The 17,823-nt window shown below is 50.3% G+C and carries 14 protein-coding genes and 1 riboswitch; of the genes, 4 read left to right on the forward strand and 10 right to left on the reverse strand.

Annotation, left to right across the window (positions count from 1 at the left end; all coding sequences use genetic code 11):
- Window positions 1-89: 89 nt before the first annotated feature.
- The 5 genes from DWV73_RS04180 to gap form a co-directional block, all read right to left on the reverse strand.
- Window positions 90-965, reverse strand: coding sequence for a DegV family protein (locus tag DWV73_RS04180; protein WP_107001290.1), 876 nt, complete (start codon window positions 963-965; stop codon window positions 90-92).
- Window positions 966-1,301: 336 nt separating this feature from the next.
- Window positions 1,302-2,843: a 2,3-bisphosphoglycerate-independent phosphoglycerate mutase gene (gene gpmI, locus DWV73_RS04185; RefSeq protein WP_107001069.1), complete on the reverse strand. Its 1,542-nt coding sequence runs from the start codon at window positions 2,841-2,843 to the stop codon at window positions 1,302-1,304.
- Window positions 2,844-3,009: 166 nt separating this feature from the next.
- Window positions 3,010-3,759: a triose-phosphate isomerase gene (gene tpiA, locus DWV73_RS04190; RefSeq protein ID WP_022359187.1), complete on the reverse strand. Its 750-nt coding sequence runs from the start codon at window positions 3,757-3,759 to the stop codon at window positions 3,010-3,012.
- A 169-nt stretch (window positions 3,760-3,928) separates the two neighbouring features.
- Entirely contained in the window at window positions 3,929-5,134 is a 1,206-nt protein-coding gene (locus DWV73_RS04195; RefSeq protein ID WP_107001070.1) for a phosphoglycerate kinase, read from the reverse strand.
- Between the two features lie 103 nt (window positions 5,135-5,237).
- The gene (gene gap / locus DWV73_RS04200) at window positions 5,238-6,251 is read right to left on the reverse strand and encodes a type I glyceraldehyde-3-phosphate dehydrogenase (protein ID WP_117795942.1); all 1,014 of its coding nucleotides are present in this window, start codon (window positions 6,249-6,251) and stop codon (window positions 5,238-5,240) included.
- A 539-nt stretch (window positions 6,252-6,790) separates the two neighbouring features.
- Between gap and DWV73_RS04205 the strand changes: the two genes are divergently transcribed.
- The 4 genes from DWV73_RS04205 (at window position 6,791) to DWV73_RS04220 (ending at window position 12,056) form a co-directional block, all read left to right on the forward strand.
- Window positions 6,791-8,446 carry an ATP-binding protein gene (locus DWV73_RS04205; RefSeq protein WP_117795943.1) on the forward strand — a complete coding sequence of 552 codons (1,656 nt, stop codon included), beginning with the start codon at window positions 6,791-6,793 and terminating at the stop codon, window positions 8,444-8,446.
- Entirely contained in the window at window positions 8,439-9,128 is a 690-nt protein-coding gene (locus tag DWV73_RS04210; RefSeq protein ID WP_117795944.1) for a response regulator, read from the forward strand. Before DWV73_RS04205 ends, DWV73_RS04210 begins: the two co-directional genes overlap by 8 nt.
- 235 nt (window positions 9,129-9,363) lie before the next feature.
- Entirely contained in the window at window positions 9,364-10,617 is a 1,254-nt protein-coding gene (locus DWV73_RS04215; RefSeq protein WP_107001073.1) for a sodium/glutamate symporter, read from the forward strand.
- 416 nt (window positions 10,618-11,033) lie between these two features.
- Entirely contained in the window at window positions 11,034-12,056 is a 1,023-nt protein-coding gene (locus DWV73_RS04220; RefSeq protein ID WP_117795945.1) for a TAXI family TRAP transporter solute-binding subunit, read from the forward strand.
- A 126-nt stretch (window positions 12,057-12,182) separates the two neighbouring features.
- Here the strand turns inward: DWV73_RS04220 and ribE are convergent, their stop codons facing one another.
- The 5 genes from ribE to DWV73_RS04245 all read right to left on the reverse strand — a co-directional run bounded on the left by ribE (window position 12,183) and on the right by DWV73_RS04245 (window position 17,760).
- Window positions 12,183-12,653, reverse strand: a complete 471-nt coding sequence (gene ribE, locus DWV73_RS04225) for a 6,7-dimethyl-8-ribityllumazine synthase (RefSeq protein ID WP_022359479.1) — start codon at window positions 12,651-12,653, stop codon at window positions 12,183-12,185.
- Window positions 12,654-12,697: 44 nt separating this feature from the next.
- Window positions 12,698-13,900, reverse strand: a complete 1,203-nt coding sequence (locus tag DWV73_RS04230; RefSeq protein ID WP_107001076.1) for a bifunctional 3,4-dihydroxy-2-butanone-4-phosphate synthase/GTP cyclohydrolase II — start codon at window positions 13,898-13,900, stop codon at window positions 12,698-12,700.
- Window positions 13,901-13,915: 15 nt separating this feature from the next.
- The gene (locus DWV73_RS04235) at window positions 13,916-14,563 is read right to left on the reverse strand and encodes a riboflavin synthase (protein ID WP_117795946.1); all 648 of its coding nucleotides are present in this window, start codon (window positions 14,561-14,563) and stop codon (window positions 13,916-13,918) included.
- A gap of 47 nt (window positions 14,564-14,610) precedes the next feature.
- On the reverse strand, window positions 14,611-15,753 hold the full coding sequence (gene ribD, locus DWV73_RS04240; RefSeq protein WP_117795947.1) for a bifunctional diaminohydroxyphosphoribosylaminopyrimidine deaminase/5-amino-6-(5-phosphoribosylamino)uracil reductase RibD: 1,143 nt from the start codon (window positions 15,751-15,753) through the stop codon (window positions 14,611-14,613).
- A 365-nt stretch (window positions 15,754-16,118) separates the two neighbouring features.
- A riboswitch (FMN riboswitch) is annotated at window positions 16,119-16,234 on the reverse strand.
- A 134-nt stretch (window positions 16,235-16,368) separates the two neighbouring features.
- Window positions 16,369-17,760 (reverse strand): MATE family efflux transporter, encoded by a 1,392-nt coding sequence (locus tag DWV73_RS04245; RefSeq protein WP_117795948.1) that lies wholly within the window; start codon window positions 17,758-17,760, stop codon window positions 16,369-16,371.
- Window positions 17,761-17,823: the final 63 nt, after the last annotated feature.

A 17,823-nucleotide genomic window follows, 5' to 3' on the forward strand; every position in this document is an offset into this window, starting at 1 on the left:
ACAATTCACGCGCTCTTACTTGGGTTGCTTAACTTCCTGACATTGGCTGTGAACTGTAACCCCGAAATGCTGCTCTGTAACTGCGTTTTTCACAACAACGATCCGATTTCAAGCTTCTTCGTTGCCGCAATCGCCAGCGCTCCCGGTCCGATATGGCAGGCTACACTTAAGGACAGCGGCTCTACACGGACTTCCGTCTCCGGGAAAAGTTCCCGAAGCTCGGCTGCCAGCTCCTGCGCCATCTCATCATTGTCTGTATGCGCTACATCAATATACGTTTTTTCTCCCGTCATATCATCAAACCGATTTTCCAGATCGCGGGTGATCGCCGTGATCATCATGGAACGCGCCTGTTTCATCGTCCGCGCCTTCGCAAATGCGTCCAGCTTCTCGCCCTGTATCGTCAGAACCGGTTTTAAACGGAGAAGTGTTCCGAGCGCTGCTGCCGCTGGTGTGATTCTACCGCCCTTTTTCAGGTATTTTAATGTGTCAACCGTGACATAAATAGTTGAATCCAAACCTGTCTCTTCCAGCTTTTTGCAGATCGCCTCCGCGTCCATGCCGGCTGCCGCCATGTCAAGCGCATCCTGCACCGAACGGCGCTGTGTCACGGAAATCCTGTGATTATCCGCCACCTGCACTTTTCCGTCGAAATCATCTGCCAGCATTTTTGCCGTCTGGCAGGAGCTCGAAAGCCCGCTGGACATCGGAATGTGCACAACTGCATCGTATTCCTCCAAAAGTTTTTCCCAGAGATTTAAGATCGTCTCCGGGGACGGCTGGGATGTGCTCACATCGTGATCCCCGCTCAGATGCTCGTAAAATTCCTTCTGTGTCAAATTTATATCTTCCAGATACTCGGTTCCATCAATCATAAACGGCATCGGCAGGACATATACGCCCATCTCTTTCGCCTGTGCCTGTGTAATTCCGCTGTTGCTGTCTGTAACAACCGCTACCTTCATGCTTGTTTCCTCCTGTTTTCCCTGTGAATCTGCTGCCATCCCATTTTCCTTTCCGCATAACACTTTCTTTTCTAAAAATGTCTGCCCTGGAACAGCCTCCGAGCGGTTCACATAGATAATTTTATTTTATCCTATTTTCTTATGAAATGGAAGAGAGAAGTAACGGGATTTTCACGGGATTTTCAGTTCAGAAAATTCCTACCTGTGAACAAAAAACTGCCACAAAACAAGCCCCGACCATTTCTCTGTTCATGATCTTTTCTTGCTTTATGGCAGTTTTCCCGATTCTTATTGACGGTTATATTTATACTTTCCTAATATATTCGAAAATTCTCCCTATTTCACCAACAGCGACTCTCCCGTCATCTCCTTCGGCTTCTCAAGTCCCATCAGTTCAATCAGCGTCGGCACAATATCGCAGAGGCGTCCGCCCTCGCGCAGCTTGTACGCCGGGTCAGCGCCGACCAGGACAAACGGTACCTGATTGGTCGTATGAGCGGTCCACGGCTCGCCGGTTGCCTCATCGACCATCACCTCTGCATTACCGTGATCGGCGCAGATAAAGAGAACACCTCCGGCTGCCTTGATGGCTTCAACTGCACGTCCTACGCAGGCATCGACGGTCTCAATCGCCTTGATCGCAGCCGACTCCACGCCCGTGTGGCCTACCATATCCGGGTTTGCAAAATTGATGATGATGACATCATATTTGCCGGACTCAATCGCCTCCACCAGCTTATCGCACACGATCGGTGCGCTCATCTCCGGTTTCAGGTCGTAGGTCGGAACCTCCTTCGGAGACGGAACCAGAATGCGGTCCTCGCCCTCGTTCGGCTCTTCCACGCCGCCGTTGAAGAAAAATGTTACGTGTGCATATTTCTCGGTCTCGGCGATACGTGCCTGCGTCATATGGTGCGCCGCCAGGAACTCTCCAAACGTGTTCTTAATCTCTTCCTTCTTGAACGCAATCATCTTGTTCCCGATCGTCTCATCGTAATCGGTAAAGCATACAAACGTCAGGTCAAGCTTCTTCTCTCTCGCAAATCCGGTAAATCCCTCATCGCAGAATGCGCGGGTGATCTCTCTTGCACGGTCCGGACGGAAGTTGAAGAAAATGACGGAATCGCCATCCTGAATCGTGGCAACCGGCTTTCCGTCCTTCTCTACATAGAACGGTACGACGAACTCATCGTTTACCTCTTTATCATAGGATGCCTGAATGCCTGCACACGCACTTTCTGCCTTCTCGCCCTCTGCCTTTGTCAGCACATTGTAAGCCTTCTGGACACGATCCCAGTTTTTATCACGGTCCATCGCATAGTAGCGTCCCATCACGGAAGCCACCTCGCCGACGCCAAGCTGCTGCATCTTCTTCTCTAATTCTGCTACAAACTCCTTGCCGGAGGTCGGCGGTGTATCGCGTCCGTCCAGGAAGCAGTGCACATACACTTTTTTTAGTCCCTGACGTTTTGCAAACTCCAGAAGTCCGAATAAATGAGTCAGATGGCTGTGAACGCCGCCGTCTGATACCAGTCCGAACAGATGCAGAGCGGAATCATTTTTCTTGCAGGTGTCTGCGGCTGCCAGAAATTCCGGATTTTCAAAGAAATCGCCATCCTCGATTGATTTCGTGATACGGGTCAGCTCCTGGTATACGATACGTCCGGCACCCATATTTAAATGTCCAACCTCCGAGTTACCCATCTGTCCGTCCGGCAGACCGACCGCCAGACCGCTGGCATTGCCACGCACAAACGGGCACTGGCTCATCAGCTGATCCATGATCGGTGTCTTCGCCTCACACACGGCATTGTGCTCACAGGTATCTCTCATGCCGTATCCATCGAGAATCATTAATACGGTTGGCTTTTTTTTCATCTCTTTCTTCTTCCTTTCCTTCCATGAAATGAACCGTTTTTTCTGAAACAACCGGATGAACCAACAATTTTGATTGTTTCAGTTCAAAACCTTCACCTTCTTTTTTTACTGGCAAAAAGGGGACTGCCACGCCTCACACGTGCGACAGCCCCCTTTTGCTCATCTCTTATTTATAATTTACAATCTTTCCAAAATCTGCCTTTAAGGATGCGCCGCCTACCAGACCGCCATCGATATCCGGCTGTGCAAACAGCTCCGGAGCCGATGCTGCAGATACGGAACCGCCGTACTGAATGCGGATCGCCTCTGCGGTCGCCTCATCGTACACTTCCTTGATGCACGCACGGATCGCGCCGCACACTTCCTCAGCCTGCTCGGTGGTCGCTACCTTTCCGGTACCGATCGCCCAGATTGGCTCGTATGCGATCACAGCTGTCTTTGCCTGCTCTGCGGTCACATTCTGGAATGCGATCTTGATCTGCTGACGGATCCAGTCAAGCGTGATGCCCTGCTCTCTCTGGGTCAGAGTCTCGCCGCAGCAGATGATCGGGGTCAGACCGTGCTCAAATGCTTTCAGTACCTTCTTATTGACCGTCTCATCGGTCTCTGCAAAGTATTCTCTGCGCTCGGAATGTCCGATAATCACGTATTTAACGCCTGCATCGGTCAGCATATTCGGGGAAATCTCGCCGGTGTAAGCACCTTTCTCCTCGAAATACATATTTTCAGCGCCGACTGCGATGTTGGTTCCCTCGCACGCTTTTACAACCGGGATAATATCAATCGCCGGTACGCAGAATACAACGTCTACATCTTCCGAAACAACGAGTGGCTTCAGAAGCTCTACCAGAGCTACTGCCTCCGACGGCGTCATGTTCATTTTCCAGTTGCCTGCTACGATCTTTCTTCTAGCCATGACTATTCTATTCCTCTTTTCTGTTTGTTTATTTGTTACTGTTCACGCATACGTGCCCAGTAACGGAATTTGCCGTGGCTTCGCATTTAAATACGGCAAATTCCTGCTGCCACCACGTTTTCTTACGGCACTTTCGGTTCCAAAAGTGCCTACCTGTAAACAGTAACATTTATTTATTATTCGCTGCCGCTACACCCGGAAGCTCCTTTCCCTCTAAGAATTCCAGGGAAGCGCCGCCGCCGGTGGAAATATGGGTCATCTTGTCGCCAAATCCAAGCTGGTTGACCGCTGCTGCAGAATCGCCGCCACCGATGATCGTGGTCGCTTCGGTGTCTGCCAGTGCTTTTGCAACTGCGATTGTACCCTGTGCCAGAGTCGGGTTCTCAAATACACCCATCGGTCCGTTCCATACAACTGTCTTAGCAGATTTTACGGTGTCTGCATACAGCTTTGCAGTTTCCGGTCCTATGTCAAGTCCCATCGTGTCAGCCGGGATAGCGTCAACCGATACATTCTGTACCTCGATCGGTGCATCGATCGGATCCGGGAAGGATGCTGCTACAGCTGCATCAACCGGAAGAAGCAGTTTCTTGCCAAGCTTCGCCGCCTTCTCTACCATCTCACGGCAATAATCTAACTTTGTATCATCGACTAAGGATTTACCAATCTCCTTGCCCTGTGCTTTTAAGAAGGTAAATGCCATGCCGCCGCCGATGATCAGCGTGTCGCACTTCTCCAGCAGGTTTGAGATAACGTTTAATTTATCGGCTACCTTCGCGCCGCCTAAAATGGCAACGAACGGGCGGACCGGGTTATCTACTGCATTTCCAAGGAAATCGATCTCTTTCTGCATCAGGTAACCAACTACTGCGGTGTCCACATACTGGGTCACGCCTACGTTTGAGCAGTGTGCGCGGTGTGCAGTACCAAATGCATCGTCCACATAGACATCACACAGGGATGCCAGATCCTTGCTGAACGCCTCACCGTTCTTGGTTTCCTCGGCACGGTAACGGGTGTTCTCAAGCAGAACAACCTCGCCATCCTTCATCGCCTCAACGGCTGCCTTTGCGTTCGGTCCAACCACTTCCGGATCGGCTGCAAATTTCACTTCCTGTCCCAGAAGTTCAGACAGACGAACGGCTACCGGTGCCAGAGACAGCTCCGGCTTCGGCTCTCCCTTCGGTTTGCCAAGATGGGAGCAGAGAATTACCTTTCCGCCGTCCGCAATCAGTTTTTTGATCGTCGGAAGCGCTGCCACCAGACGGTTTTCATCGGTGATCTTTCCTTCTTTTAACGGTACGTTGAAATCACAGCGTACCAGAACGCGTTTGCCCTTTACATTGATATCATCCACGGATTTTTTATTCAGCATATCCTGTCTCCTTTACATTATAAAAGAATAAAAAACAGGTCCGGTCCCGACCGAGGACCGGACCCATCTTGAATCCTTATGATTTTCTATCGAATCGATAAAATTATGCCAGCTCTGCGAAGTATTTGATTGTACGAACCATCTGGCTTGTGTAGGAGTTCTCGTTGTCATACCAGGAAACAACCTGTACCTGATATAAGTCATCACCGATCGGAGATACCATAGTCTGTGTAGAATCAAACAGGGAACCATAGCGGATACCTACGATATCGGAAGAAACGATCTCATCCTCGTTGTAGCCAAAGGACTCAGTCTGAGCTACCTTCATAGCCTCGTTGATAGCTTCCTTGGTAACGTCAGCTTTCTTAACAACAGCTGTCAGAATGGTAGTGGAACCAGTCGGAACCGGAACACGCTGTGCGGAACCGATGAGCTTGCCGTTTAATTCCGGAATAACCAGACCAATCGCTTTTGCAGCACCGGTGGAGTTCGGAACGATGTTGACAGCGCCTGCTCTTGCTCTTCTTAAATCGCCTTTTCTGTGCGGTCCGTCCAGAATCATCTGATCGCCTGTGTAAGCGTGGATGGTGGACATGATACCGGACTGAATCGGAGCATAATCGTTTAATGCCTTAGCCATCGGAGCCAGGCAGTTAGTTGTACAGGATGCTGCGGAGATAATCTTATCTTCTGGTTTCAGTGTCTTGTGGTTTACATTGTATACGATAGTCGGAAGGTCATTGCCTGCCGGTGCGGAGATAACGACTTTCTTAGCGCCTGCATCGATATGTGCCTGTGCTTTTGCCTTGGATGTATAGAATCCGGTACACTCCAGAACTACGTCTACACCAATCTCGCCCCACGGAAGTTCAGCAGCGTTTGCCTTTGCGTAGATAGTAATCTTCTTGCCATCTACTACAATATAATCTTCGCCAGCTTCTACCGTATGTCCATCGTATCTGCCCTGAGCAGAATCATACTTTAACAGGTGAGCTAACATTTTCGGATTTGTCAGATCGTTGATAGCTACGACTTCGTAACCCTCAGCGCCAAACATCTGTCTGAAAGCCAGACGACCAATACGACCAAAACCATTAATTGCAACTTTTACTGCCATGATCTCATTCCTCCTAGAAATTCATCTTCATGATTGTTAAATATTAATCAACCCTGCTTGTATTGTACCCAACTTTTCCTAAAATAGCAAGTGGTTTTTTGTAAATTTTACAGCAAATATTCAGTATTCTCTCTCTTTCTGCGCACAACTTCGACGGATTGTCATATATTAAATGGAATTTTGTGCTGACAGTCTTAATTTTGCATATTTTTTTAACCAAATGCTCTAATTCGAACTATTTTCATTTTAATCGATCTCTTCTTGTTTTTCAACCTTTTTCCGTGGCTTCGCATTTGAATACGGCAAATTCCTGCTGCCACCACGTTTTCTTACGGCACTTTCGGTTCCAAAAGTGCCTACCCGTGAACAATAACCCGGCCACTTTGCAACTCGCCATCCGGCGTCTTGTAAACCTCCACACTTTCTTGCAGATCGTTTCTTTTTTTACTATAATAACTTTAATCATCGTTTTGGTTTACACATTTTGCAGACCGGATCAACTCATTTCCTACATCAAATAAATTCCGGAGGTTTTATATATGAAGATAAAGGAAGGAAAATCAGCGCTGGAACAGAATCTGTACCGATCCTTTCTGCTCCTTTCCGCTACTCTGGTGCTCATCTCACTTGGTTTTACTCTGTTTTTTGATATTTCCAGACAGCGAAAGGATATGGACAAGCTGATCAGCGGCACTGCTTCTTATATTGCTGCAATTCCGGATGTCGCCGCCATGCTGGAAAACGGCTATCCTGATTCCACCGTGACCCGCGACCTGGATTCTCTTTCTTTGAATATACCAGATATCAATGTCATCCTCATCAGTGATAAAAACGGACTGCGCTTTTACCACACGAACCGTCTGAAAACCGGCGATTCCTACGTGGCAGGTGACGAGGACGCTATTCTGGCAGGAAGCGATCCATATATCACAACCGGCTACGGCACGCACGGCATGCAGCGGCGCGCCTTTCACGCAGTAAAAAACAGCGACGGAGAGATCGTCGGTTTTGTGATGGTTTCCCTGTTCACCGCTACTCTGTCAGCCCAGCACCGCAGTCTGCTGTTCTTTTATATAATTATATTCCTGATCATGATGATCGTCAGCATTTCCCTGACGCACACAATGTTCTCCCTGCTGCGCGACTCCCTGTTGGGATATGACCCGGAAGAACTCGTCAATATTTATACCCGCCAGGATGAGGTCATGAATATGATCGACGAGGGACTTGCCGCAACCGATCTGGACGGCAGAATTCTCTTTGCCAACCAGAAAGTTTCCACGATACTCGGTCGTCCTGCAAACGAACCTCCGCTCACCCACTTAACGATTCAGGAATTGTTTCCACAGACCGCTTTCGATCAGGTCATAAAAACCGGCGAAAGTGTAACGCACGAGAGCATCAGCTTCGCCGGACGCCAGCTCATCGTCAAGGAGGTGCCGATCCATGGACGCGGTAAACAGGCGCGCCGGGGTGTCCTGATCGTTTTATTTGACCGCACCGACCTCCTGCGTCTCTCCGACGAGCTTTCCGGCGCCCACAATATGTTGGACACGCTGCGCGCGTTCAACCATGAATTTTTAAATAAGCTGCACATCATTCTCGGCTACCTACAGACCGGGGAGATTCAGCAGGCGATGAATTTTATCACCAACAGCAGCCTTGTCTCCAGCCAGTCCGTCCGTGAGACAGCCAACTGCATCCGCGTTCCGAAAATCTGTGCGCTTGTGATCGGGAAAATGATGCACGCCGCCGAGCTTGGCATCCGCCTGCAGGTCAGCGCCGACAGCACCTGCCGCGACCATGATCTGCTGATCCCGGTGGAAGGATTTGTCACCATTCTCGGCAATCTGATGGAAAATGCCATTGAAGAGCTAAGCCACGATCACACCGCCAGTCCGGATGTCATTAACGCATCTGAAAGCCCGCGCGAGATCCACATCGGCATCTACTGCCGCCCAGACGTCAACATCATCACCTGCGAGGACACCGGGCACGGCATACAGCCACAGCTGCTCGATCATATTTTCGAAAAAGGTGTTTCCTCCAAGGGCGAGAACCGCGGAACCGGGCTTTTCCTGGTTCATGAGCTGATGGAGGAGTACGGCGGAACCATTGATATCGACACAGAGCCTGGCGAGGGCACCTGCTTCACCCTGACATTTACCCGAAAGGAGACAGAATCTAATGTATAAAGTCATTATTATAGAAGATGATCCGATGGTTGCATCCATCAATAAACAGTATGTCGAGCTGACCTCCTCTTTTCACGTGGAGGCAACTTTCAAAAACGGCATCCTTGCCCTGCAGTATCTGCAGAACTGCACGGTTGACCTGATTATTCTCGACTACTACACGCCTCAGATGAACGGTGACGAATTTATCGACCAGCTCCACGCGGCTGGCATGACCCCTGCGATCATCATGGTAACCTCTGCCAACGACGCAGAGACCGTCCGCCGGCTTATTTCCCGCGGCGTCACCGATTATCTCGTCAAACCATTTGAATATGACCGTTTCAAAGCTGCCCTGGAACGATTTGCGAAACGTCAGGAGGAATTGAAAACATCGGCGTCCGCTTCTGACCTGGGACAGGCGGAGATCGACCGCCTCTTCTCCGTCCCGGATGTCTCCTCCCAGAGCGCTCCGCTGACAAAGGGCCTAAATGAACGCACCCTTGGACTGATCCGTCTCTTTCTCTCCGAACATCCGGAGGAGGTCTGGTCCAGCGAACAGATTTCGGAACAGGTTCATTTGTCCCGTATTACAGTCCGGCGGTACTTAAATTACCTGGTTGAAACCAACGAACTGGTCAGCATGATCGATTACCAGACCGGTGGACGCCCTTCTATTAAATATAGATATTCCGGAAAATAAGAGCCACTTCGTTTTCCAGCAATATACAGGTTTTTCCTGCCTTTTCGCGGCTACAGCTGTACAGATTCATCATAGAACCGTATCTATACTGCAGTCGCTTTCTTATAGTCATTTTTATTTACAATACTTACAAAACTGTATTTAAAATTACATAAATTGACTTCCCTTTTTCAATCTTATAAACTGCTTATAAAAGAAATAAACAAATTCTTAAAAAAGAATGGAGGGAAGTTCTATGTTAGAACACATTATGGGGTACTTTGGAACTTACACACCGGCAGCGGACGGTGCGATTGCTACATTCCAGTTCGAGTATCTGACCACACTTGGTTTCGCAGCCATCGTTATCTTCTTAGGACGCGCGATTGTCGCTCACAGCGCCCTGCTCAGAAAATATGCAATACCGGCTCCGGTTATTTCCGGTATCATCTTTTCTGTTGTTGTATCTATCATCAAGGGTTCCGGAATCATCGGTTTTTCCTTTGATGCAAAAATCGTGAAAGACTTATGCCAGAACTTATTCTTCCTGTGCGTAGGTTTCGGCTTCAGCTACAAGATGTTAAAGCATGCAGGCGGAAAGCTTTGTATCGCAATCGCAGTTGCAGCCTGTGTCCTGATTACCTTACAGGATGTCGTTGGTTACCTGGTAGGCAGCGCCATCGGTCTTCATCCGCTTCTGGCTCTGCAGTGTTCTTCCTCAGCTATGTCCGGCGGTGTTGGTACTGCTTCTGCATTTGGTCCTATCTTCGAGAACATGGGTGCTCCGGATGCAACCACAGTCGGTGTAGCAGCCGGTACTATGGGCAACATCATGGGTTCCTTAATCGGTGGCCCGGTTGCAGCTTTCCTGATTTCCCGTCACGGTCTGAAATCTGACCCGAACGACAGACCGGAATCCGCAAAAGCAGGTTCAGCAGCTGTTCTTAACAACACCCGTATGATCAAAGCATTTGCCCTGTCTCTGCTTGTAGCAGCACTTGGTATGCCGATCTACTGCCTGTTAGACAACATCCCAATGATCGAGATGCCGAAATTCATCGGCTGTCTGTTCGCAGGTGCTATCGCAAGAAACATCATGGATGCAGCTGGTATCGAATTCCCGGTTCCGGAGATCGACGCTATCGAGCATATGTTCCTGGAACTCTACCTGGCACTGGTTCTGATGACCATCGATATCACAAAGCTGGCTCCGGTAGCTGGTCAGATGGGTATCATCCTCCTTGCACAGGCTATCCTGATGGCACTCTTTGCAATCTTCGTATCCTTCAACGTATTTGGCCGCGATTACGGTGCAGCTGTTATGGCAGCTGGTAACTGTGGATGGGGCTGTGGTTCAGGTCCGAACGCAGTAGCAAACGAGAAAGCCGTTATGGATCAGTATGGATGGCACACCGTTGCTTGGGTTCTGTATCCGTCCTTCGCAGTTATCATCGACGATATTTACAACCCGATTTTCCTTTCCATCTTCTCCAGCCTGATTACAAAATAATCACTGAGACGAGATAGGAACACTTCATATAAGACATCTTTTATATAACAACATACCTAAAGCTCAATTGAAAATGTAACCTGAAAGAAGAGCATCCGGTTCCCCCACATAAACCGGACGCTCTTTTTTGTTACTGTTCACGCATACGTGCCCAGTAACGGAATTTGCCGTGGCTTCGCATTTAAATACGGCAAATTCCTGCTGCCACCACGTTTTCTTACGGCACTTTCGGTTCCAAAAGTGCCTACCTGTGAACAGTTACATTTATATTTTCCTCTTCCTTGGTCTTGTCTTATCACTGTTTTTTATGTTATACTTTTATAGAGTTTTAATATTCTTTTAATCGCTAAGGCAGCATTCGACAGAACCGCTGCGTTTTTTTCTATATACTGATAAACTACGAAAAGGTGAGATCTATGAAAATAAAAAAACTGGTAAAATTGGCACCAATGATGCTTCTTACCTTCCTGCTCGGACTTTCCGGCTGTTCCGGCAGCACCTCCGCAGATGCGCGGGTCAACGACCATCCCAACGAAGCAGACGAAGAGCTGCACGTTCTGACCATCGGAACTGCCGACAGCGGCGGAACCATGTACCCGGTTGGCAGTGCCATCGCCTCTGTTTTAAGCGGACATGATGAACAGCTCAAGGTCAATTTAAGCGCCTCCAACGGTTCCTACACGAACGTGGAAAATATCAAAAACGGACAATTTGATATGGGACTGGTCAGCGGCGATGTGGCATTTTCCGCCTATCAGGGAACGGACGAATTTTCCGGTCATCCGGTCGAATCCCTGCGGGCGATCGGGGCCGTCTATTCAAGCCTGTCCACCTGGATGGCGCCGGAATCCGAGCATATCTCCTACGTTCATGAACTCGCCGGACACCACATTGCCGTCGGACCAGAAGGATCCACCACGGAGCTTTCCGCCCGCACCGCTCTCAAGGCAGCCGGGCTCAATATTGCCAACACTGCCCTTGAAAACTACAGCTTCTCCGCCAGCGTGGACTCTGTCTTAAACGGTAAACTCGACGCCGTCCACAGCTTCGCCGGAATCCCGGTCCACAGCCTGACCGACCTGGCCAGCCAGACGCCCTGCCGCCTGCTGGAGTACACTGACGAAGAACTGCAAAAAATTCTTGCAGCCAGCCCCTTCTACGTCCGCGCCACCGTCCCAGCCGGTACCTATCCGGGACAAACCGAGACACTGAAAACCTTCGGAATCAAATGCCTTCTCTGCGTGGACGCATCCATGGACGAACAGCTGGTCTACACCATCACCAAGATTCTCGACGAATCCCGTGAAGAACTGATCAGCGCCCACCCCTCCTTAAGTAACTTATCTGATCCGGAATATATATGCAGCCAGCTTCCTATTCCGCTGCATCCGGGAGCTGAGAAATATTATACGGAACAGGGGCTGTTGAAAACAGAGTAACATGATAGCAAACAAAAACAGGTAACACCAAAACCTGGCGCATGGACGAATTTTCCTAAGACAAAAAACCAGGGCTGCAGCATTCCGCAGTCCTGGCTTTTTCGATGCCCGATTACCTGATTATTTTTACTTCCGGATCTCCCGCAGCAAATTCACCATCTCGATTGCTCCCATCGCGCAGTCAAATCCCTTATTTCCGCTCTTTGTTCCCGCTCTCTCGATCGCCTGCTCGATCGTATCCGTCGTCAGCACACCGAACATAACCGGCACGCTGCTTGCCAGAGAAACCTGTGCGATTCCTTTCGAAACCTCGCTGCACACATAATCATAATGGCTTGTGCTTCCACGGATAACTGCACCCACGCAGATCACCGCATCATACTTTCCGCACTTCGCCATCTCCGACGCAATCAGCGGAATCTCAAAAGCACCTGGAACCCACGCAACATCTACATCCTCCTCCGAGACATTGTGACGACGCAGCGCATCCTGCGCGCCTGCAACCAGTTTCGAGGTGATAAACTCATTGAATCGTGCCGCCACAATTCCGATCCTCATATTATTTTCCGCTACTACGTTTCCTTCAAATGTACGCATAAGTACCATCCTTTCCGACGATCTATTTTCGCCTGTCACTTTTTCTATTTAAAATTCAAAATATGTCCCATCCGCGCCTGCTTCGTTTTCAGGTAAAATCCATCATACGGCGTTGCCTCCATCTGAATCGGCACGCGCTCTTTGATTTCCATGCCAAAATCCGAAAGCTGATATACCTTATCAGGGTTATTGGTCAAAAGACGAAGCGTCTTGATTCCCAGATCCTTTAAAATCTGCGCCCCAATGTAGTATTCCCGCAGATCGCCTTTAAATCCCAACGCAAGGTTCGCATCCAGCGTGTCCATGCCGCCATCCTGCAGCTTGTAAGCGCGCAGCTTATTTAAAAGTCCGATGCCTCGTCCCTCCTGCCGCATATAGAGGAGAACGCCTCGTCCCTCTTTCTCAATCTGTGTCATCGCCGACGCAAGCTGCTGTCCGCAGTCGCAGCGCAGAGAACCAAATGCATCGCCGGTCAGGCACTCCGAATGCACGCGGCAGAGTACATCTTTCCCATCTCCGATATCGCCCTTGACGAGTGCCACATGGTGTTCTCCATTTAAGAGATTCAGGTAGCCATACGCGCGGAATTCGCCATATTTCGTCGGCATCCGCGTCTCTGCCACACACTCGACCAGTTTTTCATGTCTCTTGCGGTACTCCTGCAGCTGTTTAATGGAAATCATCGCCAGCCCCCATTGTTCTGCCATCGCAAATAATTCTTCCGACCGCATCATCGTTCCATCCTCGCGCATAATCTCGCAGCACAGACCGCATTCCGGCAGCCCTGCAAGCCGCATCAGATCTACCGTCGCCTCTGTGTGGCCGTTGCGCTCCAGAATGCCGTTTTTCTTCGCCATCAGCGGAAACATATGTCCCGGGCGGCGGAAATCCTCCGGCTTTGTGTCCGGATCGACACACGCACGCGCCGTAATACCGCGCTCCTCAGCGGAAATGCCGGTGGTCGTCGTTTTATGGTCGATCGATACGGTAAACGCCGTCTCATGGTTATCCGTGTTATCCATCACCATCTGTGGGAATTGCAGCTTCCGGCAGATTTCTGCGCTCATCGGCATACAGATTAAGCCCTTCGCATGCGTCGCCATGAAATTGACATTTTCTGTCGTGGCAAAACTTGCCGCGCAGATAAGATCGCCTTCGTTTTCGCGATCCTCGTCATCCGTAACCAGGATTAAATGTCCCTGTTTCAGCTCGTCCAGAGCCTTTTCAACTGTATCAAACTGCTTCATTGTTCTCCTCCTCTATTAAAATCCATACCGCTGCAGAAATTCTCTTGTCATGCCCTTTCCTGCCTTATCCTCTTCTTCCACTCCTATCAGCTTCGCCACATACTTTCCAATGCAGTCATTTTCCAGATTGACGATATCGCCTGCCCGCTTAAACGCTAGCGCTGTCTCCTGCAGCGTATGCGGGATGATGGAAACGGAAAATGATACGTGATCCACCTGTGCGACCGTCAGGCTGATTCCGTCGATCGCGATCGATCCTTTTTCCACAATCAGCCGCAGAATCGGTTCTGGGGCCTGAATCGTATACCAGACGGCATTTCCATCCCGGCGCACATCCCGGATGGTTCCGGTTCCGTCGATGTGACCGGAGACGATATGTCCGCCAAACCGTCCGCCCGCCAGCATCGCCCGCTCCAGATTGACCGGGCTTTTGACGCCCAGCGCCCCCAGGGACGAACGGTTCAGCGTCTCATGCATCACATCCGCACAGAAATAATCTCTCCCAAATGACGTGACCGTCAGACACACACCGTTGACCGCAATGCTGTCACCCAGATGGACATCCGAGAGCACCTTGGACGCCGCAACCGTCAGCCGTGCCGATACCGCCTGACGCTCAATCGCGCGGATCCTTCCCACTTCCTCTATGATTCCTGTGAACATCTTTTCTCCTTTTCAAATCAGCGATTTTTTCCCGTTCTAACACCGCCTCATGCATCTCGACCGGACACTTCATATTCCAGCAGCAGATCCTCTCCCAGCCACACTGCCTCCGGCTTTTTAAGAAGAAATGCCTCCGGCGGCGCATCCACGCCGGTTCCCCTCACCGGGGTCGGGGCGCCTGCACCTCCGAAAATCTTCGGAGCAATGTACGCCTGCACCCGGTTCACAAGCCCTGCCTTTAAAAACGACCATGCCAGCGTCCCGCCGCTCTCGACCATCACGCTGTCCACTTTCTCCTCGCCCAGCCGCTGCATCATCGCCTGCAAATCCAGTTCTCCCTCTTTTGCCGGGACACTTAAAACACGACAGCCGGCGTCCTCATATGCTTTCTTCCTTCCGGCATCCGATACCGCCGTCACAATCCAGGTCGGTGTCTCCCGCGCGGTCTGTACCACGGTCGATGAAAGCGGTGTCCGAAGCTTCGTATCTGCAATCACCCGGATCGGATTTTTTCCTCCCGGAATCCGGCAGGTCAGCTGCGGATTGTCCGCCAGCACCGTCGAAACGCCAGTCAGAATCGCCATATAACGCCCGCGGTCCTCATGCACCCGCTTCCGCGCCGCCTCGCCCGTGATCCACTGGGATTTACCCGACACCGTCGCTGTCTTTCCGTCGAGTGTCATCGCGTATTTCAGCACCGTAAACGGAAGTTTCGTCCGCATAAAATGGAAGAACACCTCATTCCGCCGTTCACACTCCCCGCGTAAAACTCCGGCCACCACTTCCAGCCCTTTTTCCCTCAGAAGCCGGATGCCGCGCCCTGCCACCACCGGATTCGGATCCGTGCAGCCGACAATCACGCGCTTCACCCCGGATGCCAGCACCGCTTCCGTACACGGCGGCTGTTTTCCGGTGTGACAGCAGGGTTCCAGCGTCACATACAAATCTGCTCCCGCCGTCTCTTCGCCCCGCTCTGCCGCATTCTTAAATGCCTCCCGTTCTGCATGAAGCTGTCCATATCGTGTATGATATCCCTCGCCGATGATGTGTCCATCCTTTACCAGCACCGCGCCGACCATCGGATTCGGATTGACCCATCCGTGCCCTTTTTCTGCCAGTGCTAACGCCTGCTTCATATATTCCCGATCCTGTGGCTGCTCACCGGGAACCTTTACATGGATTCGTTCCATCTTTTTCCCCACCTTTCTATCAAAAGAATGTGCCAAGGCACATTCTCGCACCGAACGCGGTCGCCTGCGACATATTTCTGCTTCGCGCAAGTGTGCATCCTCACGGAGCGTTTTTTGTTTCATATGATACAATTTTCTATTGAAACAAAAAAGCCCTGAAATGTGAAATACTTTTATTTTCACATCTCAGGGCTTATAATTTCTATTTTATAATATCTTTCATGATATTAATTATCGTAAATATTTTTTTACATCCATTCTCGATGACTTTTCTCTCTCTTTTGCCATAGCGGTATATATCCGCCATATCCATCATCCGGGGGAGTGTATCTGGAAGCTTCCCGGCACCGCCGTTTTTATTTACGTTTTCTCTTCTTTCATCCAGACTATACAGTCGGTTTTGGAATTGCACCAAATCATGCGCCATGCGCTCGCGGACTTTACCGCCGGTCGGGAATTACACCCTGCCCTGAAGATATCGTTATTTTGTTGTCATTCATTATCTGTATTGCATTATAGATCCAGAGAATCCGTTTGTCAATCCATTATTTTTTTCATTTATTGATGGATGACAACGTTATCTGACACACATTTTCAGCCATTTTAAGCGCCGCTTCAAGTGTCTGCTTCCACTGCTTTCCCGTTCAATTTAGCGCGCTCTACACAGCGCCCCATAATGCGCCCAATCAAAAGAAGATACACGATCACCGACACCGTCGTTCCGCCGAAATCCGATACCACTTCTGCATAGAAAACATTTTCAACTCCCGCAAACACCGGAATCAGGAACACGCTGACCAGGTACAGCAGCTTCCGGAACATTGACAGCGAGATCGCCACCGACGGCACACCCATTCCGGTAAATCCATCTACGACCTCATACTGGACTGCCAGCGGAATAATCCCCATCGTGTAGACCCGGATCGCCCAGACAGTCAGTTCCACATAGGACTCATTGCGCGTAAAGAGATACACAAAATACTGCGCCAGCGTCCGGGAAAACAGGAACATGATGCTGCACTGCACCACCGCCAGCAATGTGATATACTTCTGTGCGCTCCGGATCCGATCCGGGCGTCCCGCGCCGAAATTGAAGCCCAGGATCGCCCCCGTTCCCGATGTAATGCCTCCGAGCGGCATCGTCACGATCAGCATAAAACTCTGCACGATTGTCGTACAGGTCAAAAGCATGTCCGCCTCCGCGCCGCCATACATCTGAATTACCGTATTGAGCGAAATGATCAGCACATTGTCAAATGCGATAATCAAAAATGGCGACAGTCCCATCAGCGCAATCTTACAGACTGTCTTCACCTGCGGACATTCAAATTCAAGCCGCAGAAGCACGCGATTTCCTCGCAGGAAACGAAGGACAAAGACCGCCGACGCAAACTGTGACAGAACCGTGGCAAACGCCGCCCCCGCCACGCCCATGTCAAACACAAAAATAAACACTGGATCCAGCACAATATTCGTTACCGCACCGAGCGCCACCGAAATCATTCCGATCCGCGCAAATCCTTGGCAGATAATAAACTGGTTCATTCCGATCGAAAGCAGCGCAAAGACCGTTCCCAGCAGATAGATCGTAAAGTACGATTCCGCATACGGCAGAATCGCTTCACTCGCACCAAACCGCGTCAAAATTTCTCGTTTAAATACAAACAGAACCAACGTCAGAACCGACGACAGCCCGACAATCATCCAGAAGCTGTTTGCCAGAATCTTTTTCGCTTTCTCATCCTGCCCCTCGCCCATACGGATGCTCATGAGCGGCGAGCCGCCCAGACCGACCAGATAGGCAAACGCGGAGATCAGCGTCACAATCGGTCCGCTGACGCCGACGCCCGCAAGCGCCGTCTCCCCGATCACCGGGATATTTCCAATATAGATTCGATCGACCACGCTGTAGAGCACATTGATAAACTGCGCCAGCATCGAAGGAATCGCCAGACGGATCACCAGCCGCCGGATATCGTCCCGCCCCAAATCATTTTCTATCTTCATATGTATCCCACCTCCGTATGAAACCCGCCCTGCTGTTTTGTTTTCATGTTTTCTTAACTTCTC

The organism is Clostridium sp. AF12-41 (assembly GCF_003461685.1).
Classification (GTDB): domain Bacteria; phylum Bacillota; class Clostridia; order Lachnospirales; family Lachnospiraceae; genus Otoolea; species Otoolea fessa.

Coding starts and splice junctions, on each gene's coding strand:
- DWV73_RS04180 (WP_107001290.1), bottom strand. CDS start 965: ATGAAGGTAGCGGTTGTTACAGACAGCAACAGCGGAATTACACAGGCA.
- gpmI (WP_107001069.1), bottom strand. CDS start 2,843: ATGAAAAAAAAGCCAACCGTATTAATGATTCTCGATGGATACGGCATG.
- tpiA (WP_022359187.1), bottom strand. CDS start 3,759: ATGGCTAGAAGAAAGATCGTAGCAGGCAACTGGAAAATGAACATGACG.
- DWV73_RS04195 (WP_107001070.1), bottom strand. CDS start 5,134: ATGCTGAATAAAAAATCCGTGGATGATATCAATGTAAAGGGCAAACGC.
- gap (WP_117795942.1), bottom strand. CDS start 6,251: ATGGCAGTAAAAGTTGCAATTAATGGTTTTGGTCGTATTGGTCGTCTG.
- DWV73_RS04205 (WP_117795943.1), top strand. CDS start 6,791: ATGAAGATAAAGGAAGGAAAATCAGCGCTGGAACAGAATCTGTACCGA.
- DWV73_RS04210 (WP_117795944.1), top strand. CDS start 8,439: ATGTATAAAGTCATTATTATAGAAGATGATCCGATGGTTGCATCCATC.
- DWV73_RS04215 (WP_107001073.1), top strand. CDS start 9,364: ATGTTAGAACACATTATGGGGTACTTTGGAACTTACACACCGGCAGCG.
- DWV73_RS04220 (WP_117795945.1), top strand. CDS start 11,034: ATGAAAATAAAAAAACTGGTAAAATTGGCACCAATGATGCTTCTTACC.
- ribE (WP_022359479.1), bottom strand. CDS start 12,653: ATGCGTACATTTGAAGGAAACGTAGTAGCGGAAAATAATATGAGGATC.
- DWV73_RS04230 (WP_107001076.1), bottom strand. CDS start 13,900: ATGAAGCAGTTTGATACAGTTGAAAAGGCTCTGGACGAGCTGAAACAG.
- DWV73_RS04235 (WP_117795946.1), bottom strand. CDS start 14,563: ATGTTCACAGGAATCATAGAGGAAGTGGGAAGGATCCGCGCGATTGAG.
- ribD (WP_117795947.1), bottom strand. CDS start 15,753: ATGGAACGAATCCATGTAAAGGTTCCCGGTGAGCAGCCACAGGATCGG.
- DWV73_RS04245 (WP_117795948.1), bottom strand. CDS start 17,760: ATGAAGATAGAAAATGATTTGGGGCGGGACGATATCCGGCGGCTGGTG.